The sequence below is a fragment of the Actinoallomurus sp. CA-150999 genome, assembly GCF_050942425.1.
Lineage (GTDB): Bacteria > Actinomycetota > Actinomycetes > Streptosporangiales > Streptosporangiaceae > Actinoallomurus.
Genome location: NZ_CP192063.1, coordinates 10,693,180 through 10,707,652, shown reverse-complemented (window position 1 = coordinate 10,707,652; position 14,473 = coordinate 10,693,180). Strand labels below are relative to the sequence as shown.

The 14,473-nt window shown below is 70.7% G+C and carries 11 protein-coding genes; 5 read left to right on the top strand and 6 right to left on the bottom strand.

The genetic code is table 11. From position 1 onward, the window contains the following. The first annotated feature begins 185 nt into the window (after positions 1-185). Positions 186-1,037, top strand: coding sequence for a hypothetical protein (locus tag ACQP2O_RS49450; protein ID WP_433176789.1), 852 nt, complete (start codon positions 186-188; stop codon positions 1,035-1,037). A gap of 62 nt (positions 1,038-1,099) precedes the next feature. Then, a complete protein-coding gene (locus ACQP2O_RS49445; RefSeq protein WP_433176788.1) occupies positions 1,100-1,789 on the top strand; it encodes a hypothetical protein in 690 nt (229 codons plus the stop codon). 57 nt (positions 1,790-1,846) lie between these two features. On the opposite strand, the gene ACQP2O_RS49440 is transcribed toward ACQP2O_RS49445, so the two are convergent. Next, positions 1,847-3,388, bottom strand: a complete 1,542-nt coding sequence (locus tag ACQP2O_RS49440; protein ID WP_433176786.1) for an MFS transporter — start codon at positions 3,386-3,388, stop codon at positions 1,847-1,849. A gap of 184 nt (positions 3,389-3,572) precedes the next feature. Beyond that, the gene (locus ACQP2O_RS49435; protein ID WP_433176784.1) at positions 3,573-4,580 is read right to left on the bottom strand and encodes a LysR family transcriptional regulator; all 1,008 of its coding nucleotides are present in this window, start codon (positions 4,578-4,580) and stop codon (positions 3,573-3,575) included. A gap of 63 nt (positions 4,581-4,643) precedes the next feature. Here ACQP2O_RS49435 and dnaE point away from each other — a divergent pair, with 63 nt between their 5' ends. Together dnaE and ACQP2O_RS49425 are read left to right on the top strand one after the other, a co-directional pair. After that, positions 4,644-8,207 (top strand): DNA polymerase III subunit alpha, encoded by a 3,564-nt coding sequence (dnaE, locus tag ACQP2O_RS49430; protein WP_433176782.1) that lies wholly within the window; start codon positions 4,644-4,646, stop codon positions 8,205-8,207. Further along, positions 8,204-8,548, top strand: coding sequence for a DUF6300 family protein (locus ACQP2O_RS49425; protein ID WP_433176780.1), 345 nt, complete (start codon positions 8,204-8,206; stop codon positions 8,546-8,548). Before dnaE ends, ACQP2O_RS49425 begins: the two co-directional genes overlap by 4 nt. Positions 8,549-8,587: 39 nt before the next feature. Here ACQP2O_RS49425 and ACQP2O_RS49420 read toward each other — a convergent pair whose 3' ends face one another. From ACQP2O_RS49420 to ACQP2O_RS49405, 4 genes are all read right to left on the bottom strand, one after another. Then, complete coding sequence (locus ACQP2O_RS49420; protein ID WP_433176778.1) at positions 8,588-10,606, bottom strand: hypothetical protein; 2,019 nt, start codon at positions 10,604-10,606, stop codon at positions 8,588-8,590. 74 nt (positions 10,607-10,680) lie between these two features. Further along, positions 10,681-11,604, bottom strand: coding sequence for a TIGR03619 family F420-dependent LLM class oxidoreductase (locus ACQP2O_RS49415; protein WP_433176776.1), 924 nt, complete (start codon positions 11,602-11,604; stop codon positions 10,681-10,683). Continuing rightward, entirely contained in the window at positions 11,601-12,470 is an 870-nt protein-coding gene (locus ACQP2O_RS49410; protein ID WP_433176774.1) for a 4-hydroxy-tetrahydrodipicolinate synthase family protein, read from the bottom strand. The genes ACQP2O_RS49415 and ACQP2O_RS49410 overlap by 4 nt, the downstream gene beginning before the upstream one ends. A gap of 11 nt (positions 12,471-12,481) precedes the next feature. Beyond that, positions 12,482-13,381, bottom strand: coding sequence for an EamA family transporter (locus tag ACQP2O_RS49405; protein ID WP_433176772.1), 900 nt, complete (start codon positions 13,379-13,381; stop codon positions 12,482-12,484). A gap of 73 nt (positions 13,382-13,454) precedes the next feature. Here ACQP2O_RS49405 and ACQP2O_RS49400 point away from each other — a divergent pair, with 73 nt between their 5' ends. After that, a complete protein-coding gene (locus ACQP2O_RS49400; protein WP_433176770.1) occupies positions 13,455-14,384 on the top strand; it encodes a LysR family transcriptional regulator in 930 nt (309 codons plus the stop codon). Positions 14,385-14,473 lie beyond the last annotated feature (89 nt).

Sequence of the window (14,473 nt, the reverse complement as noted above, 5' to 3'; positions counted from 1 at the left end):
GAGGCGAAGGCCGGGGCGGCTAGTCGATCTTGCGGGTATCGTCTCGTCTCTCGCCCCTGGGGAGCGTCGTGGAAGTGACTTACGCCGATTTCTCTGTTGAGCCGGCTCGGTTGGCGAACGCCGAAATCGGGCTCGATCGCTGCCATAGTGGCGGGTCGCACCTGGCGATCGGGGCTGGGGGGTCGGTGGAGATCGAGTTCGTGGTGGACCGGCCCCAGGAGGTCGCCGAGGCCACGCTCACGGTGACGGCTCTCGTCTCGAAGCTGTGGTCCGAGCTCGGATATGCCCCGATGGACGTCGTGCTCAACGACGAGCCGCTGGCCGAGGGACTGACCGTGCCGGGCGGGGGCGACCTCCCGCAGGACAACGTCTTCGCCGTGCCCGGTTCGCTGCTCGAACCCGGACGGAACACCCTCGTGGTCCGAAGCTCGGAGGACGCCCGCAGCATGCTGTGGCTGTACCGGGTCACCGTGGATCCGGTGCACGCGCGCGGGCAGTCCGAGCGCGCCCTCGCCGCGACGGCCGCACGGGAGTCGGTGTTCGCCTACGCAACGGAGTTGCGCGCGCTCGATGCCAAGGCATGGGTGGATGGCGAGGAACTGCTGCTCCACGTCGACCGTGGCGAGAACTCCCTTCCCGAACAGCTGAGCTGGCGCACGGCGGACGGCGCGGAGGCGGCGGTCGGCTTCCAGTCGAACATGTCCGAGTTCCTCGGGCAGCACCGAGCCGCCGACGGCACGCTCTCCGAGTTCCGCGGACGGCTCGCCGGCTCCTGGGCCTTTCCCGGAGGGACGGGCGGAAGGCGCGTGTGGCGCTTTCAGACCGAGGAGGGCTGGGGCGGGGGCTGGCATCGCTCGGACGAACTGCGGCTGCTGGTGGACGACGGCGGCGCTCCGGTCGAGCGGGTGACCTGGCGGGATCAGCGGGGCAACTCGGGCACGGTCGCGCTGCGAGCCGACGTGGGCGACTTCATCGGCTACTACCGGCGCTACAACGAGGGCCCGATCGGCTACCGAGGCCGGACCTGTCCCAAGTGAAGGAGACCGCTGCGGCTCCGGACGGTTTCGGGTGCCGCCGAGCGTACTGACAAGGAGCACCGATGGACCCTGCCACTTCTCGCCGTTCTCTGCTGCGCCTGCTGACCGCCGGTGGCGCGGTGGCGGCCGTACCGCTCGCCGCGGGATGTGACGGCAGATCGAGGAATGTCGTCGGCACCTCGGCGAGCGACGGCGAGTCGGCCGTGGGCGCCGACACCGTAATGATCATCCGTCATGGGGAGAAGCCGGCGGCGAAGGGCGCTCCGTTCGGTGTCACCGAGGACGGCCAGGTGAACGACGGATCGCTCACCGTACGCGGATGGCAGCGGGCAGGCGCACTGGTAGATCTCTTCGCCCCCCGGAAGGGGAGCCTCCGCGCCGGGCTGGTGCGCCCCGCCACCATCTACGCGGCCCGCCCGAACGGTGACAAGAGCCTGCGTCACAGCGAGACGATAACGCCGCTGGCGGCCGAGCTCGGGCAGCAGCCGAAGCTCTCCTACGGCAAGGGCGACGAGGCCGCGCTCGGCAAGAAGCTCGCCTCCGCTCACGGGAACGTCCTGGTCTGCTGGGAGCACAGCGCGATCCCGGACATCGTCGCCGCCATGGGAGCGGTTCATCCCAAGCCGCCCGCCAAGTGGGCCGGCAAGCGCTTCGACGTGGTCTGGGTGTTCACCCGAGACGGCAAGGGCTGGCGCTTCAGCCAGGTTCCCCAGCTGGTGCTCCCCGGCGATGTGAATTCCCCGATCAGCTGAGCGTGGATCCCGTGCGGTCGGCACGCCCGGGGTGCCGATCGCACGGGACTCTCGTCCCTATCGCCCGATCGTCTCGAGTTCGGGTGTCTCCTCGGCTGGCGCGGGGGCCGAGACCGGGACGTCGCGGAGGACGATGAGGGTGATCAGAGCTGCGGCCGCCAGGACGACACCGCCGGACAGGCCGGTGACGTTCAGGCCGTGGGTGAAGGCGGTCTTGGCGGCCTCCAGGAGGGCCAGGCCGCCGTGGCCGGGGACGTGGGCGGCGCTGCCGAGGGTGTCGCGGGCCGCGCGCAGCGTCTCGGCGGGGACGCCGCTCACCCGTACGCCGGCCATCTGGTGGTGGTAGACCGCGGTGCCGATCGAGCCGAGGATCGCGAAGCCGAGCGCCCCGCCCAACTCGCTGCCGGTCTCGGAGACGGCCGAGGCGGCGCCGGCCTGTTCGGCGGGGGCGGCGGTCAGGACCATGTCGGCGGTCAGCGAGGTGGACACCAGCATGCCGGCGGCGAGCAGCCCGGCGCCGGTCAGGATGACGGCCAGGTTCTGGTGGACGTGGACCTGCGTGGTCACGGCCAGCCCGCAGGCCGACACCAGCAGCCCGGTGGTGATGACGAACGCGGGGCGGACCTTCTTGGCGGCGATCCCGGCGATCGTCATCGCGACCATGATGAACGGCATGACCGCCAGCGACCACAGCGAGGCCTTGAACGGGCTCATGCCCTGGACGACCTGCAGGTACTGCATCGTGTAGAGGCTGAAGCCGAGCATCGCGAAGTTGGTCACCGTGTTGACGCCCACCGCCGCGCTGTAGGTCCGGTGCCGGAACAGCCGCAGGTCGATCAGCGGGTGGGCGGTCGTCCGCTGGCGGTGCCAGAAGACGAACCCGACGGCGAGACCCACGGCGATCGCGAGTACCGGGACGAGCGCGTAGCCGTCCACGGCGAGTTCCTTGATGCCGTAGATGGCCGGCAGCACGGCGCCCAGCGACAGCAGCGAGCCGAGCAGGTCGAACCGGCCGGCGGCGGGGTTACGGAACTCCGGCAGCAGCGCGGGGCCCAGCAGCAGGAGCAGCGCCATCGCGGGCAGGTTGAGCAGGAACGCCGAGCCCCACCAGAAGTGGTCCATCAGCAGACCGCCGATGATCGGTCCGACGGTGACGCCGCCGGTCATGGCGCCGGTCCACACCGCGATCGCGGTCTTGCGCCGGCCGGCGTCGTGGAACATGTTGCGGATCAGCGCCAGCGTCGAGGGCATCAACGTCGCGCCCGCCAGCCCCAGCACCGCGCGAGCGCCGATGAGCATCCCGGCGCTGGTGGAGTACGCGGCGGCGACCGACGCGGCGCTGAAGGCCACGGCGCCGATGAGCAACAGCCGGCGCCGGCCGATCCGGTCGCCCAGCGCACCCATGGTGATCAACATGCCGGCCAGCACGAAGCCGTACATGTCCATGATCCACAACAGCTGAGTGCCGGACGGCTTGAGGTCGGCGCTGATGAACGGCATCCCGAACAGCAGCACACTCACGTCCATCGAGACGATCAGGCACGGCAGCACCAGCACCGCCAGCCCGATCCATTCCTTCGTGCCCGCCTTGACGTCCACGGCCCTGTCCTTTCGTGAGAGAACGGACACACCTTCGCCGGGGCCGCTCACCGTCCGCTCACCGTTCGCTGACCGCGACCGTGCGCGCCTGGTCAGGCCGCCGTAGGGGTGTCCGTGATCAGCGTGGACGGAGCGCGTTAGGCGAACAACGACGAGTTCGGCAACGCACTGTTGACCGTCCGCTTCACGATCGGGCCGGGGAGGTGAAGCGGGACCGGTCGGGAACGGGGATCCACTGGCGCTGCGGGTCGAACGGCCGGTAGCGCCCCGTGACGTGGGAGACCAGGGAGCGCAGCGCCGGATGGCGGTTACGGCCGTGCCACAGCAGCGACCACGGGTACGCGGGAGTGGGCGCGGTGAGGGGGATCTGGACCAGGTCGGGGCGCCAGGGCAGCCGGGTCCGGTCCCCGTTGAAGGTGGCCAGGTCGTCCGATGCGACGCGTTCCACCAGGTGCTCGTGGCCGAAGAGGGGGAGGCCGGACGTGTCGAACTTTACGGCGAAGTCGTCGCCGAGGAAGCGGTAGAACTCCGCCCACTCGGTGTCCGGCCGGGCGATCCCCGGCATCCAGATCGTCGTGCCCGCCAGTTCGGACATCGCCACCTCACGCCGGTCGGCGAGCGGGTGCCCACGGCCGACCAGGAGGTGGAGCGGCTCGAGGTACGCGGGTGTGCACTCGATGTCCTCGTCGAGTTCCCTGGTGGCTCGGCCGAGGAAGGCGTCGATCGATCCGCGGGCCAGTTCGGCCAGTGCCTCGGTGAGCCCGTTCAAGGTCACGATCTCCAGGTCGACCTCGTCGGCGGCCTCGTGGAATCCGCGGACGATGTCGATCGACGCCACCCATTTACGGTGCACGTCGATGCGCAGGGGCCGGCGCCGGTCGCGCAGCAGCATGACGGCCTGGTCGGCGAGGGCGATGAGCGCACGCGCGTTCGTGAGGAACGACGCGCCGTCCTCGGTCACCTCGGTTCCACTGTGCGAGCGGTGGAAGAGCACGGTGCCGAGATCGGCTTCGAGCCGTGCGACGCGCTTGGAGACCGCCTGCTGGCTCAGGCCGAGGCGGGCGGCCGCCTCGCTGAAGGAGCGCTCCTCGGCGACGGCGACGAAGGCGCGGACGGCCGCGAGGTGAAGGTCCGGCTCACCTCGGTGCACAACCGATGGCTGTCGCGGATCGGCGTGTCGGTTGTTGGACACCCCCGGCTCCCTTTCGGTCGAATGGCGGACGCCGCTGAGACGTACAACCTAAGGGAGTGACCGGTGGGTTCGTTCGTCCACCTGCATGTACATACGGAGTACTCGATGCTCGACGGCGCCGCGAAGGTCGGGCGCCTCATGGGAGAGGTCGACCGGCTGGGTATGCCCGCCGTCGCGATGAGCGACCACGGCAACGTGCACGGTGCGTACGAGTTCTACCACTCGGCCGACAAGGCGGGCGTCAAGCCGATCATCGGCATCGAGGCGTACGTCGCCCCGGCGTCGCGATTCCACAAGCAGTCGGTGTTCTGGTCCGACAACCTCGCGCTGCGTAAGTCGAACGACGACACCGGTGAGGGCGGCGACGTCTCCGGCCGCGGCCTGTACACCCACATGACCATGTGGGCCGCCGACGCCGAGGGCCTGCGGAACCTGTTCCGTCTCCAGTCGCGTGCCTGGCTCGAAGGCCACGTCCAGAAGTACCCGCGGATGGACGACGAACTGCTCGCCGAGCACGGCACGGGCATCATCGCCACGACCGGCTGCCCGTCGGGCGCGGTGCAGACCCGGATCCGGCTCGGCCAGTACGACAAGGCGGTCGAGGCCGCCGCGACGTACCGGGACATCTTCGGCAAGGACAACTACTTCCTGGAGCTGATGGACCACGGCCTTGCGATCGAACGCCGCGTCCGTGAGGACCTGATGAGGCTCGGCAAGGAGCTCGGGATCCCGCCGCTGGCCACGAACGACTCCCATTACGTGACCGAGGACCAGGCCGCCGCGCACGACGCGCTGCTGTGCATAGGCACCGGCAAGCAGCTCGCCGACCAGAACCGCTTCCGGTTCTCCGGGAGCGGCTACTACCTCAAGACCGCCGAGGAGATGCGGTCCCTGTGGGACGGCGAGGTCCCCGGCGCCTGCGACAACACCCTCCTGATCGCCGAACGCGTCGGCGACTACGGCGACGTCTTCGCCCACCGCGACCTGATGCCGAAGTTCCCCGTGCCCGAGGGGCAGACCGAGTCGTCCTGGCTGCGGAAGGAGACCCTGGCCGGCGCGCGGCGCCGCTACCAGGGCGAACCGCCGCAGGAGGTCCTGGACCGCATCGACTACGAGCTGTCCGTCATCGACGACATGGGCTTCCCCGGCTACTTCCTCGTCGTCGCCGACATCTGCCAGTACGCGCGCGAGAACCGCATCGGCCTCGGACCCGGCCGAGGATCGGCGACCGGGTCGATGGTCGCCTACTGCACCGGGATCACCGAGCTCGACCCGATCGAGCACAAACTGATCTTCGAGCGGTTCCTCAACCCCGAGCGCGTCACCATGCCCGACGTCGACCTCGACTTCGACGACCGCCGCCGCGACGAGATGATCGACTACGTCACCCGCAAGTACGGCGACGACCGGGTCTGCCAGATCGTCACCTTCGGCACCATCAAGGCCAAGGCCGCCGTCAAGGACGCCTGCCGTGTCCTCGGCTACCCGTACGCGCTCGGCGACCGCATCACCAAGGCGTTCCCGGCCGCCGTCGGCGGCAAGGAGATCCCCCTCTCCGCGATCCACGACGAGAACCACCCGCGCCACGGTGAGGCCGCCGAACTGCGGAAGATGTACGAGGAGGAGCCGGACGTCAAGCGGGTCGTCGACACCGCCGTCGGCGTCGAGGGCCTGACCCGCGGCACCGGCATCCACGCCGCCGGCGTGATCCTCTCGTCCGATCCGCTGATCGACGTGCTCCCGCTCGTACGGCCGAAGGCCGACGGTCCGATCATCACCGGGTTCCCCTTCACCCAGGCCGAGGACATGGGCCTGCTGAAGATGGACTTCCTCGGCCTGCGCAACCTGACCGTCATCAACGACGCCATCGCCAACGTCAGGGCCAACAAGGGCATCGAGATCGACATCCGCGACGTGCCCCTGGACGACAAGACGACGTACGAGCTGTTGGCGCGGGGCGACACGCTCGGGGTGTTCCAGCTCGACAGCGGCGGGATGCGGATCCTGCTGCGGCTGATGCAGCCGACGGCGTTCACCGACATCGCCGCGGTCAACGCGCTGTACCGGCCGGGCCCGATGGAGATGAACGCCCACACCAACTACGCGCTCCGCAAGACCGGCCGGCAGGAGGTCGAGCCGATCCACCCGGAGCTGAAGGAGGCGCTCGAACCGATCCTGGGCGACACCTACCACCTGGTGGTCTTCCAGGAGCAGGTCATGGCGATCGCCCGGGAGCTGGCCGGGTACTCCCTCGGCGGCGCCGACCTGCTGCGCCGCGCGATGGGCAAGAAGAAGAAGGAGGTCCTGGACCAGCAGTGGGAGACGTTCTCGGCGGGCATGGCCGGCAACGGGTTCTCCGCGGAGGCGACCAAGGCCGTCTGGGACGTCCTCGTCCCCTTCTCCGGATACGGGTTCAACAAGTCCCACACCGCCGGCTACGGCATCGTCTCCTACTGGACCGCTTACCTGAAGGCGAACCACCCGGCCGAGTACCTCGCCGCGCTGCTCACCTCGGTCGGCGACGACAAGGACAAGATGGCGGTCTACCTGTCGGACTGCCGGCGTCTCGGCATCAAGGTCCTGCCTCCCGACGTCAACGAGTCAGTGCTGAACTTCGCCGCCGTCGGGAAGGACATCCGCTTCGGGCTCGGCGCGATCCGCAACGTCGGCGCGGGCGTCGTCGACGCGATCGTCCAGGCCCGGAAGGAGCAGGGGGCCTACACCGGCTTCAACGACTTCCTGACGAAGGTCCCCGCGAGCGTCTGCAACAAGCGCGTCATCGAATCCCTCGCCAAGGCCGGCGCGTTCGACGGCGTCGGCCACCACCGCAAGGCCCTCGTCATGATCCACGAGCAGGCCATCGACTCGGTCATCGACGTCAAACGCAACGAGGCCCGCGGCCAGGACTCCCTCTTCGGGGGCATCGACGAGCCCGAGGACGACGCCGGCGGCGCGTTCTCCATCGCGATCCCCGAGGGCGAGTGGGACAAGAGCACCCTGCTGACGTTCGAACGGGAGATGCTCGGCCTGTACGTCTCCTCGCACCCCCTCGACGGCGCCGAGCGGATCCTGGAGGCCGCCCGCGACACCACGCTCGCCGGGCTGCTGTCCTCCGGCCGTACGGAGGGGTTCACGCAGGTCGCCGGGATCATCTCCGGCCTGCAGCGCAAGGTCACCAAGCAGGGCAGCCCCTGGGCGATCGTCACCCTCGAGGACCACGACGCGTCCGTGGAGTGCCTGATCTTTCCCAAGAGCCACGCCCTCTACGGCGAGGCGCTGGCCGAGGACCGGGTCGTCTCGATCCGTGGCCGGATCAACGTCCGGGACGAGACGCTGAGCATCTACGGGGAGGAGGTCACCGTCCTCGACGTCTCTCAGGTGAGCGACGGTGAGCCGCCCGTGGTGATCTCCCTTCCGGAGGCCCGGGTGTCCGCCGACGTGGTCCGGGAGCTGAAGCGCATCCTGGACTCCCACCCCGGCCGCGCTCCCGTGCACCTGAGGCTGCAGCCTCGGCGTCCGGGCACGAAGGGGCTGCTGATCGACCTCGACCGGTTCCGCGTCCAGCCGGAACCGTCGTTCTTCGGGGACATCAAGTCCCTGCTCGGCGCGAACGCGATCGGCGCATGACCGCCGAGCCCACGCGCCATCCGCTCCCGATCTCCCGGGCGTGCCCGCGGTGCGCCGGGGACATCCTCGCCGCACTGCGGGTTCCCCACGGCTGGCGGACCGAGCAGGGCATCGAAGTCGGCGGCACGACGGAGATCCTGCTGTGCGCCCGCTGCGACGTCGACGATCCGGTCACCGGGCCGATCGCCACGTTCTTCGCCGTCCATCAGGCCGTGACCGACCAGACCGTGGGCGTCCTCGCCCGCCTCATCCGGCGGTGGGCCGAGAATGCCGAGGCGCCCCGGCTCGACCAGGTGGCCCTCGACGCCGAGGTCGACGCCTGGTACCGCGGCGACCTGTGACCACGGCCCGGAGCGGTCTCGCCTGCCGCCTGAGATGCGTCAGTCCCGCTGGACGCCGAGAACGTCGGCGAGGGTGTAGCGCAGCGACCAATCCTCGGCAACGGCGTGATCGTAGGCCTCGCGTGTGTCGGCGGCGAACCTCGTGGCACCCCAGCGCAGCGGCCAGGAGTAACGGGAGCCGACCGTCCAGGCCACCTTGGCGTCCACCTCGGACTCCCGGCCGGCCGGCGCGATGACCAGGTCCTCGCGGTCGAAGGCGACCGCGTGGGTCTGCTCGTCGAGCGGGAAGGTCGGGTTGATGTGGTAGTAGTCACCGTGGTCCGTGCCACCGCGTTCGAGCGGCCTGCGACCGGTCGCGGCGGCATGAAAGGCGACCTCGCCGACGGCCGTCCCGTCCGGGCGGGTGAAACGGACCGTCTCCGGCCCGATGAGGACGATGACATCGCCCGCGCCCCACAGCACGCCGCAGGCGTCCTCGGGGGCGTCGACCACGGCCAGCCGCTCCGGCTCGCCCGCCAGCGACCAGACCTCGGCCCCCTCGGCGGTGCGGACGACGCCTCGGGTCCCGTCGGGCGACCAGGCGAAGCCGAGGGCGTCGGGCATCTTCGCGCAGCGAGCGCGCGGCCCGGCGCGCATGCCGCGCCTTCGCTCCTCGCCCACGTCGATCAGGTGCACGGCCACGCCGTTGGCGAGCGCCGCGACCCGTTCGCCGTCGGGCGACCAGACGAGGCCTTCGGCAGTGATTTCGTGACGGGCGAGAACCTCGCCGGTCACCGCGTCGGCGATGAGGACGCCATCGCGTCCGGTGCAGGCGACGTACCGCCCGCACGGGCTGAACTCGACGGGGACCTCGGTGGCCCAGTGGTCGGCGCGACCGCCGTGTTTGAGGATCCAGGCGACACGGCCGTCGGCGGTGTCGACGGCGAAGACGAAGTCGGCGCTCACGAAGCGCAGGAAACGGCCGTCGGGCGACCAACCGGGGCACCATTCGACGGAGAAGGTGGATTCGCTGTCGAAGCGCGGACCGAGGGCCTCGGCGACATGCCCGGGGGCGTCCTCGGCGAGGGTGGTGAAGTCGCCGCCGTAGGGCCGCTTCCTGGTGCCGTAGCCGGGATCCCAGATCACGTCGCCGCGTTCGACGTTGGCGATCGCGCCCCACACGACGCCGTCGGTGCGGACGTCCACCCACACGCTGCACCCGTCCGGGCTGAAGCCGAACTGGGGCGGGCGGGAGGCGCCGTCGGTGAGGGCCGCGCTCGCGATCGGGTAGGCGTAGTCGTCGAAGGGATCCCAGACGCCGATGACGTTGGTGTTGTACGCGGCGGCGAGGCGGGTCGAGTCGGCCGACCAGCGCAGGGCACCCCGGTAGTCGTCCCAGCCGACGCCGCCGCTGATGGCGTTGGAGTTGCGCATTCCGTTGACCGACCGGCCGGTGGCCACTTCGAAGATCTGGAGGGTGCCGCCGTGGCGGTAGGAACGCTCCCAGTCGCTGCTGGGCGAGCCCTCTCCGGGGATCTCGATTCCGCTGCCGACGGCGAGCCAGCGGCCGCAGGGGCTCAACGCGGCGGAGCGGACGTCCCCGATGTGGACGTAGGGGTGGTGGAGGCGGGCGGCGTCCTTCGCTCCGGTGATCCGCGCGGTGGCGAGCCGGTGTGCTTCGGTGATCCCTTGCGACGCCTCGATCTCGGCGAGCCGCGTGCGCAACCCGAGCAGGTCGCGGTCGGGGGTGAACGCCGTCCAGTCGGCGGCCTCCAGGATCGCGCGCAGCTTGTCGGCGTCGGCCTCGGCGATCGCGGCGGGATCGGTGAACACGGCCGGAGGCTCGGCGGGCCGGTCGTCGGGCAGCAGGTGGCGGAACGCGGCCTCGGTCAGGACCGGGACGCCGATGACCTTGCCGTAGTGGAGGCCGGAATCGCGGCTACGGAAGACCAGGTCGACCTTCGGCGACGGGGTCTTCTGGACGGTGGCGCCCAACGCCTCGGCGTGCGCCGTCGCCTCGTCCCGGGACAGGCCATGGAATTTGCCGCTGAAAACGATCTTCTTACCCGTGAGGTCCATGCGCGGCGATGGTAGTGAGTGACTGCGACAGACCGAGCGGTCGATTTTCAGCCGAACAGGTCGCCGTCACCGGCTCAGGCGGTCGGGGCGAGGGCCTCGAGGATCTCCGCGGCGCGGGCGGTGGCGGAGGCGGGCTCGATGTCGGGGGCGCCGACGAGCGGATCCCAGTTGAGGTCGTAGAACAGCTCGGTGACGCCCTGTTCGCCGAGCCAGGCGGCGTCCTCGCGGATCTGGTCGTACGACCCGGACAGGCGCAGGCGCTCGCCGGACTTGTCGTGGGCCTCCTCACCCGCCCGTACGACGCCGCGGACGACGACGCGCACCGCGTCGGGGTCCTTGCCCGCCTCCTCGGCGGCGCGCCGGACGACCGCGATCTGCTCGTGGATGCGGGACAGGTCGGTGGCGCTGCGGCTGAGCCAGCCGTCCGCGATCCGGCCGGCGCGCTTCAGCGCGGCCTCCGCGACGCCGCCGAGCAGCACGGGCGGGTGCGGGTTCTGCACGGGCTTGGGCGCCTGCCGGCTCGATGGGATGGTGTGGAACTCCCCGTCGAACGCGCTGACCTCGTCCTCCCACAGGGTGCGCAGCGCGGCGACGAACTCCTCGGCCCGCCTGCCGCGCCGCTCCGGTGACGTGCCACTGGCGACGAACTCCTCATGCTGCCAGCCGGCGCCCAGCCCGAGGTCGAGCCGCCCACCGGAGAGCACGTCGAGTGAGGCGGTCTCCTTGGCGAGGTACACCGGGGTGACGAACGGGAAGTTGACGAGCGAGACGCCGAGCCGGATGCGGGACGTGCGGGCGGCGGCGTAGGCCAGCGTGATGAGCGGATCGAGCACGCTGCGGTAGACCGGGGCCAGCGCCTCCTTGTCGGCCGGGGTGAGCAGGCGGTGGAACGTCCACAGCGACGCGTAGCCGAGGCCCTCCGCCCGCTCGGCGAAGTGACCGACGTTGTGCGGGGTGGCCCATGCCCCCGACACCGGGGCGCCGAATCCGATCCTCATGCTCCCAATGTTCGCAGCCGGTCGAGCGCGGACGTCACCGAGGCGGCGGCCGGTGGCCGCAGGGGCGACCGGACGGTGGCGTCGGCGATCAGGCCGCGCTCGGCGAGCACCGCCTTGATCACGCTGGGGGAGGGCTCGGCGAACAGGGCGTTCACCAGGGGGAGCAGGGCGTTGTGCAGGTCGCGGGCACGGCCGGCGTCTCCGTCCCGTACGGCGTCGGCCATGGCGGTGTACGCGGCCGGGGCGACGTTCGCCGAGGCCGTGATCCCGCCCTCCGCGCCGAGTTGCAGGAGCGGGTAGAGGAACGCGTCGTCGCCGCCGAGCACGCCGTGCCCCTCGGCCAAGAGGGTGAGGGTGTCCGCGTCGATCGTTCCGGCGCAGTGCTTGATCCCGGCGACGTACCCGGTGGTGAGCAGCTTGAGGAGTGTCTCCGGGCGCAGTGTCGTCCCGGTGCGGTACGGGATGTTGTAGACGAGCAGTGGCACGCCGGCCGCCGCGCCGATCGCCGCGAAGTGGTCGAGGACGCCTTCGTCGGTGGGGCGCACGTAGTACGGCACGACGGTGAGCAGCAGGTCCGCGGCGACCCCGCGGTCCACCGCCTGCCGGATCGACTCGTCGGTGCCGATCGTGCCCGCCCCGACGGTCAGCGGCGTGCCGTACGTGTCGCTGATCTTCCGGCAGGTCGCGATCACCGTCCGTCGCTCGTCGGCGGTGAGCAGCGAGCCCTCGCCCGTGGTGGCCAGCACGACCAGTCCGGCGGCGCCTTCGGTGAGGACGTGGTGGGCCAGGCGTTCGAGCGAGGGGACGTCGAGGGTCCCGTCGGATCCGAACGGCGTGACGAGGGGGACGTGGATTCCGCGCGGCATGAGACTTTCCTTCAGCGGGTCGGGGCGAGGACGGCGTCGGGCGTGGCCACGGACGGAGTACGGCGGCGGAGGCTGCCGAGGGCGACGCCGCCGACGATGAGGCAGGCCGCGACGATGTCGGGGACCGTGATGTCCTCGCCGAGGACGAGCGCGGCCGAGGACATGCCGAACAACGGCACGAGGAGCGAGTAGATCGCGACCTGGCCGGCGTCGTACCGGCGCAGCAGCCAGCCCCAGAGACCGAACCCGACCAGCGTCGACAGGTAGGCGATGTAGACGAGCGCGCCCAGGCCGCCCGCGGAGATGTGCGCCAGCGCGTGCAGATCGGCGTGCGGCCCCTCGAAGATCAGCGACAGGGCGAGCAGCGGCAGCGGCGGCACCACGCTGACCCAGACCATGAACGCGAACATGTCCGGCGGCTGCGCCTTCCGCATGCCGATGTTGGCCAGCCCCCACATGCCCGCCGCGACGACGCAGAGCGCGAACGCGAGCACGGGTCCGCCCTGGCCCAGCGAGACGGCGATCACCGCGATGCCGGTGAACGCCACGAGCATGCCCGCGATCTGGGCGCGTCGCATCCGCTCGCCCAGCATCGGGACGGCGAAGGCCGCGGTGAACAACGCCTGGGTCTGCAGGACGAGCGACGCCAGCCCGGCCGGCATGCCCATCTGCATGCCGATGAACAGCAGGCCGAACTGCCCGACGCCGAGCGGTAGGCCGACGAGCGCCATCCGCCGCCAGGAGATCGCCGGCCGGCGGACGAACAGGACGGCGGGGAACGCCGCCGCGACGAAGCGCAGCGCCGCGAACAGCAGAGGCGGCAGGGCGCCGAGTCCGACGTGGATGACGACGAAGTTGAACCCCCAGATCGCGGCGATCAGCACTGCGATGGCGATGTGGCGAGGTCTCATGTCTTCGATCGTCGGGCGCTTGACGTTTTAGGACAAGCGAATATTCCTTAAGGTCTCCATGTAGCATGGCTACATGTTGGATCTGGAGCGGCTGCGCGCCCTCAACGCCGTGGCCATGTACGGTTCCGTCAGCGCCGCCGCCGAGGTGCTGCACGTCACGACGTCCGCCGTCTCCCAGCAGGTCGCCAAGCTGGAGCGCGAGACCGGGCAGAAGCTCCTCGAACGCAACGGCCGGGGCGTCCGCCTCACCGACGCCGCCGCCCTCCTCGCCGCGCATGCCGAGCGCATCCTCGCCATGGTCGAGGCGGCCGAGTCCGACCTGGAGGCCCACCGCGGGGCCGTCGTCGGGGAGCTCTCGGTCGCGGCGTTCCCCACCGCCGCGCGCGGCCTGATGCCGCCCGCGCTGGCCCTCCTCGCCGAGGAGCACCCCCGCCTGGCCGTCTCCCTCCGCGAACAGGAACCGCACTCGGCCGTGCCCCTCATCGCGCGCGGCGAGATCGACCTCGGCATCGTGCAGGACTGGTTCAACGTGCCGCTCGCGATCCCGGACGGCCTGGTCAAGGCGCCATTGCTCGACGACGTCGCGGACCTGGCCCTGCCCGCCGACCACCCGCTCGCCGACCGCCGCGTCGTCGACCTGAACGACCTGCGCGGCGAGGCGTGGATCGCCCAGTCGGCCGGCGCGATCTGCCGCGACTGGCTCGAGCACACCCTCCGCTCCGCCGGTCTCGAGCCGAGGATCAACCACACCGCCGACGAGTACGCGACCCAGCTCGCCCTCGTCGCCGCCGGCCTGGGCTGCGCCATCCTGCCGCGCCTGGGGCGCTGCGACGTGCCGCCGGGTGTCCGCATCGTCGCCGTACGCCCCGCGCTGACCCGCCACGTGTACGGCATCTGGCGCGCCGAGGCGGCCCGCCGCCCCGCCATCCGCACGGCCGTCGCCGCCCTCCGCACCGCCGCCGGCGCGGGGAATCTCGAAATCGCCGCCGGAATCGCCAGGTAACGCCCGGCTGAGCAGGTAAGAAGCGCCGCGAAAATCCTCTTCCCGTCTTCGGGCGCCGTAGCGTTTCCGCAGGTCCGCGGCGAATGCGA

Coding starts and splice junctions, on each gene's coding strand:
- ACQP2O_RS49405 (WP_433176772.1), bottom strand. CDS start 13,381: ATGAGACCTCGCCACATCGCCATCGCAGTGCTGATCGCCGCGATCTGG.
- ACQP2O_RS49400 (WP_433176770.1), top strand. CDS start 13,455: ATGTTGGATCTGGAGCGGCTGCGCGCCCTCAACGCCGTGGCCATGTAC.
- ACQP2O_RS49415 (WP_433176776.1), bottom strand. CDS start 11,604: ATGAGGATCGGATTCGGCGCCCCGGTGTCGGGGGCATGGGCCACCCCG.
- ACQP2O_RS49445 (WP_433176788.1), top strand. CDS start 1,100: ATGGACCCTGCCACTTCTCGCCGTTCTCTGCTGCGCCTGCTGACCGCC.
- ACQP2O_RS49425 (WP_433176780.1), top strand. CDS start 8,204: ATGACCGCCGAGCCCACGCGCCATCCGCTCCCGATCTCCCGGGCGTGC.
- ACQP2O_RS49410 (WP_433176774.1), bottom strand. CDS start 12,470: ATGCCGCGCGGAATCCACGTCCCCCTCGTCACGCCGTTCGGATCCGAC.
- ACQP2O_RS49420 (WP_433176778.1), bottom strand. CDS start 10,606: ATGGACCTCACGGGTAAGAAGATCGTTTTCAGCGGCAAATTCCATGGC.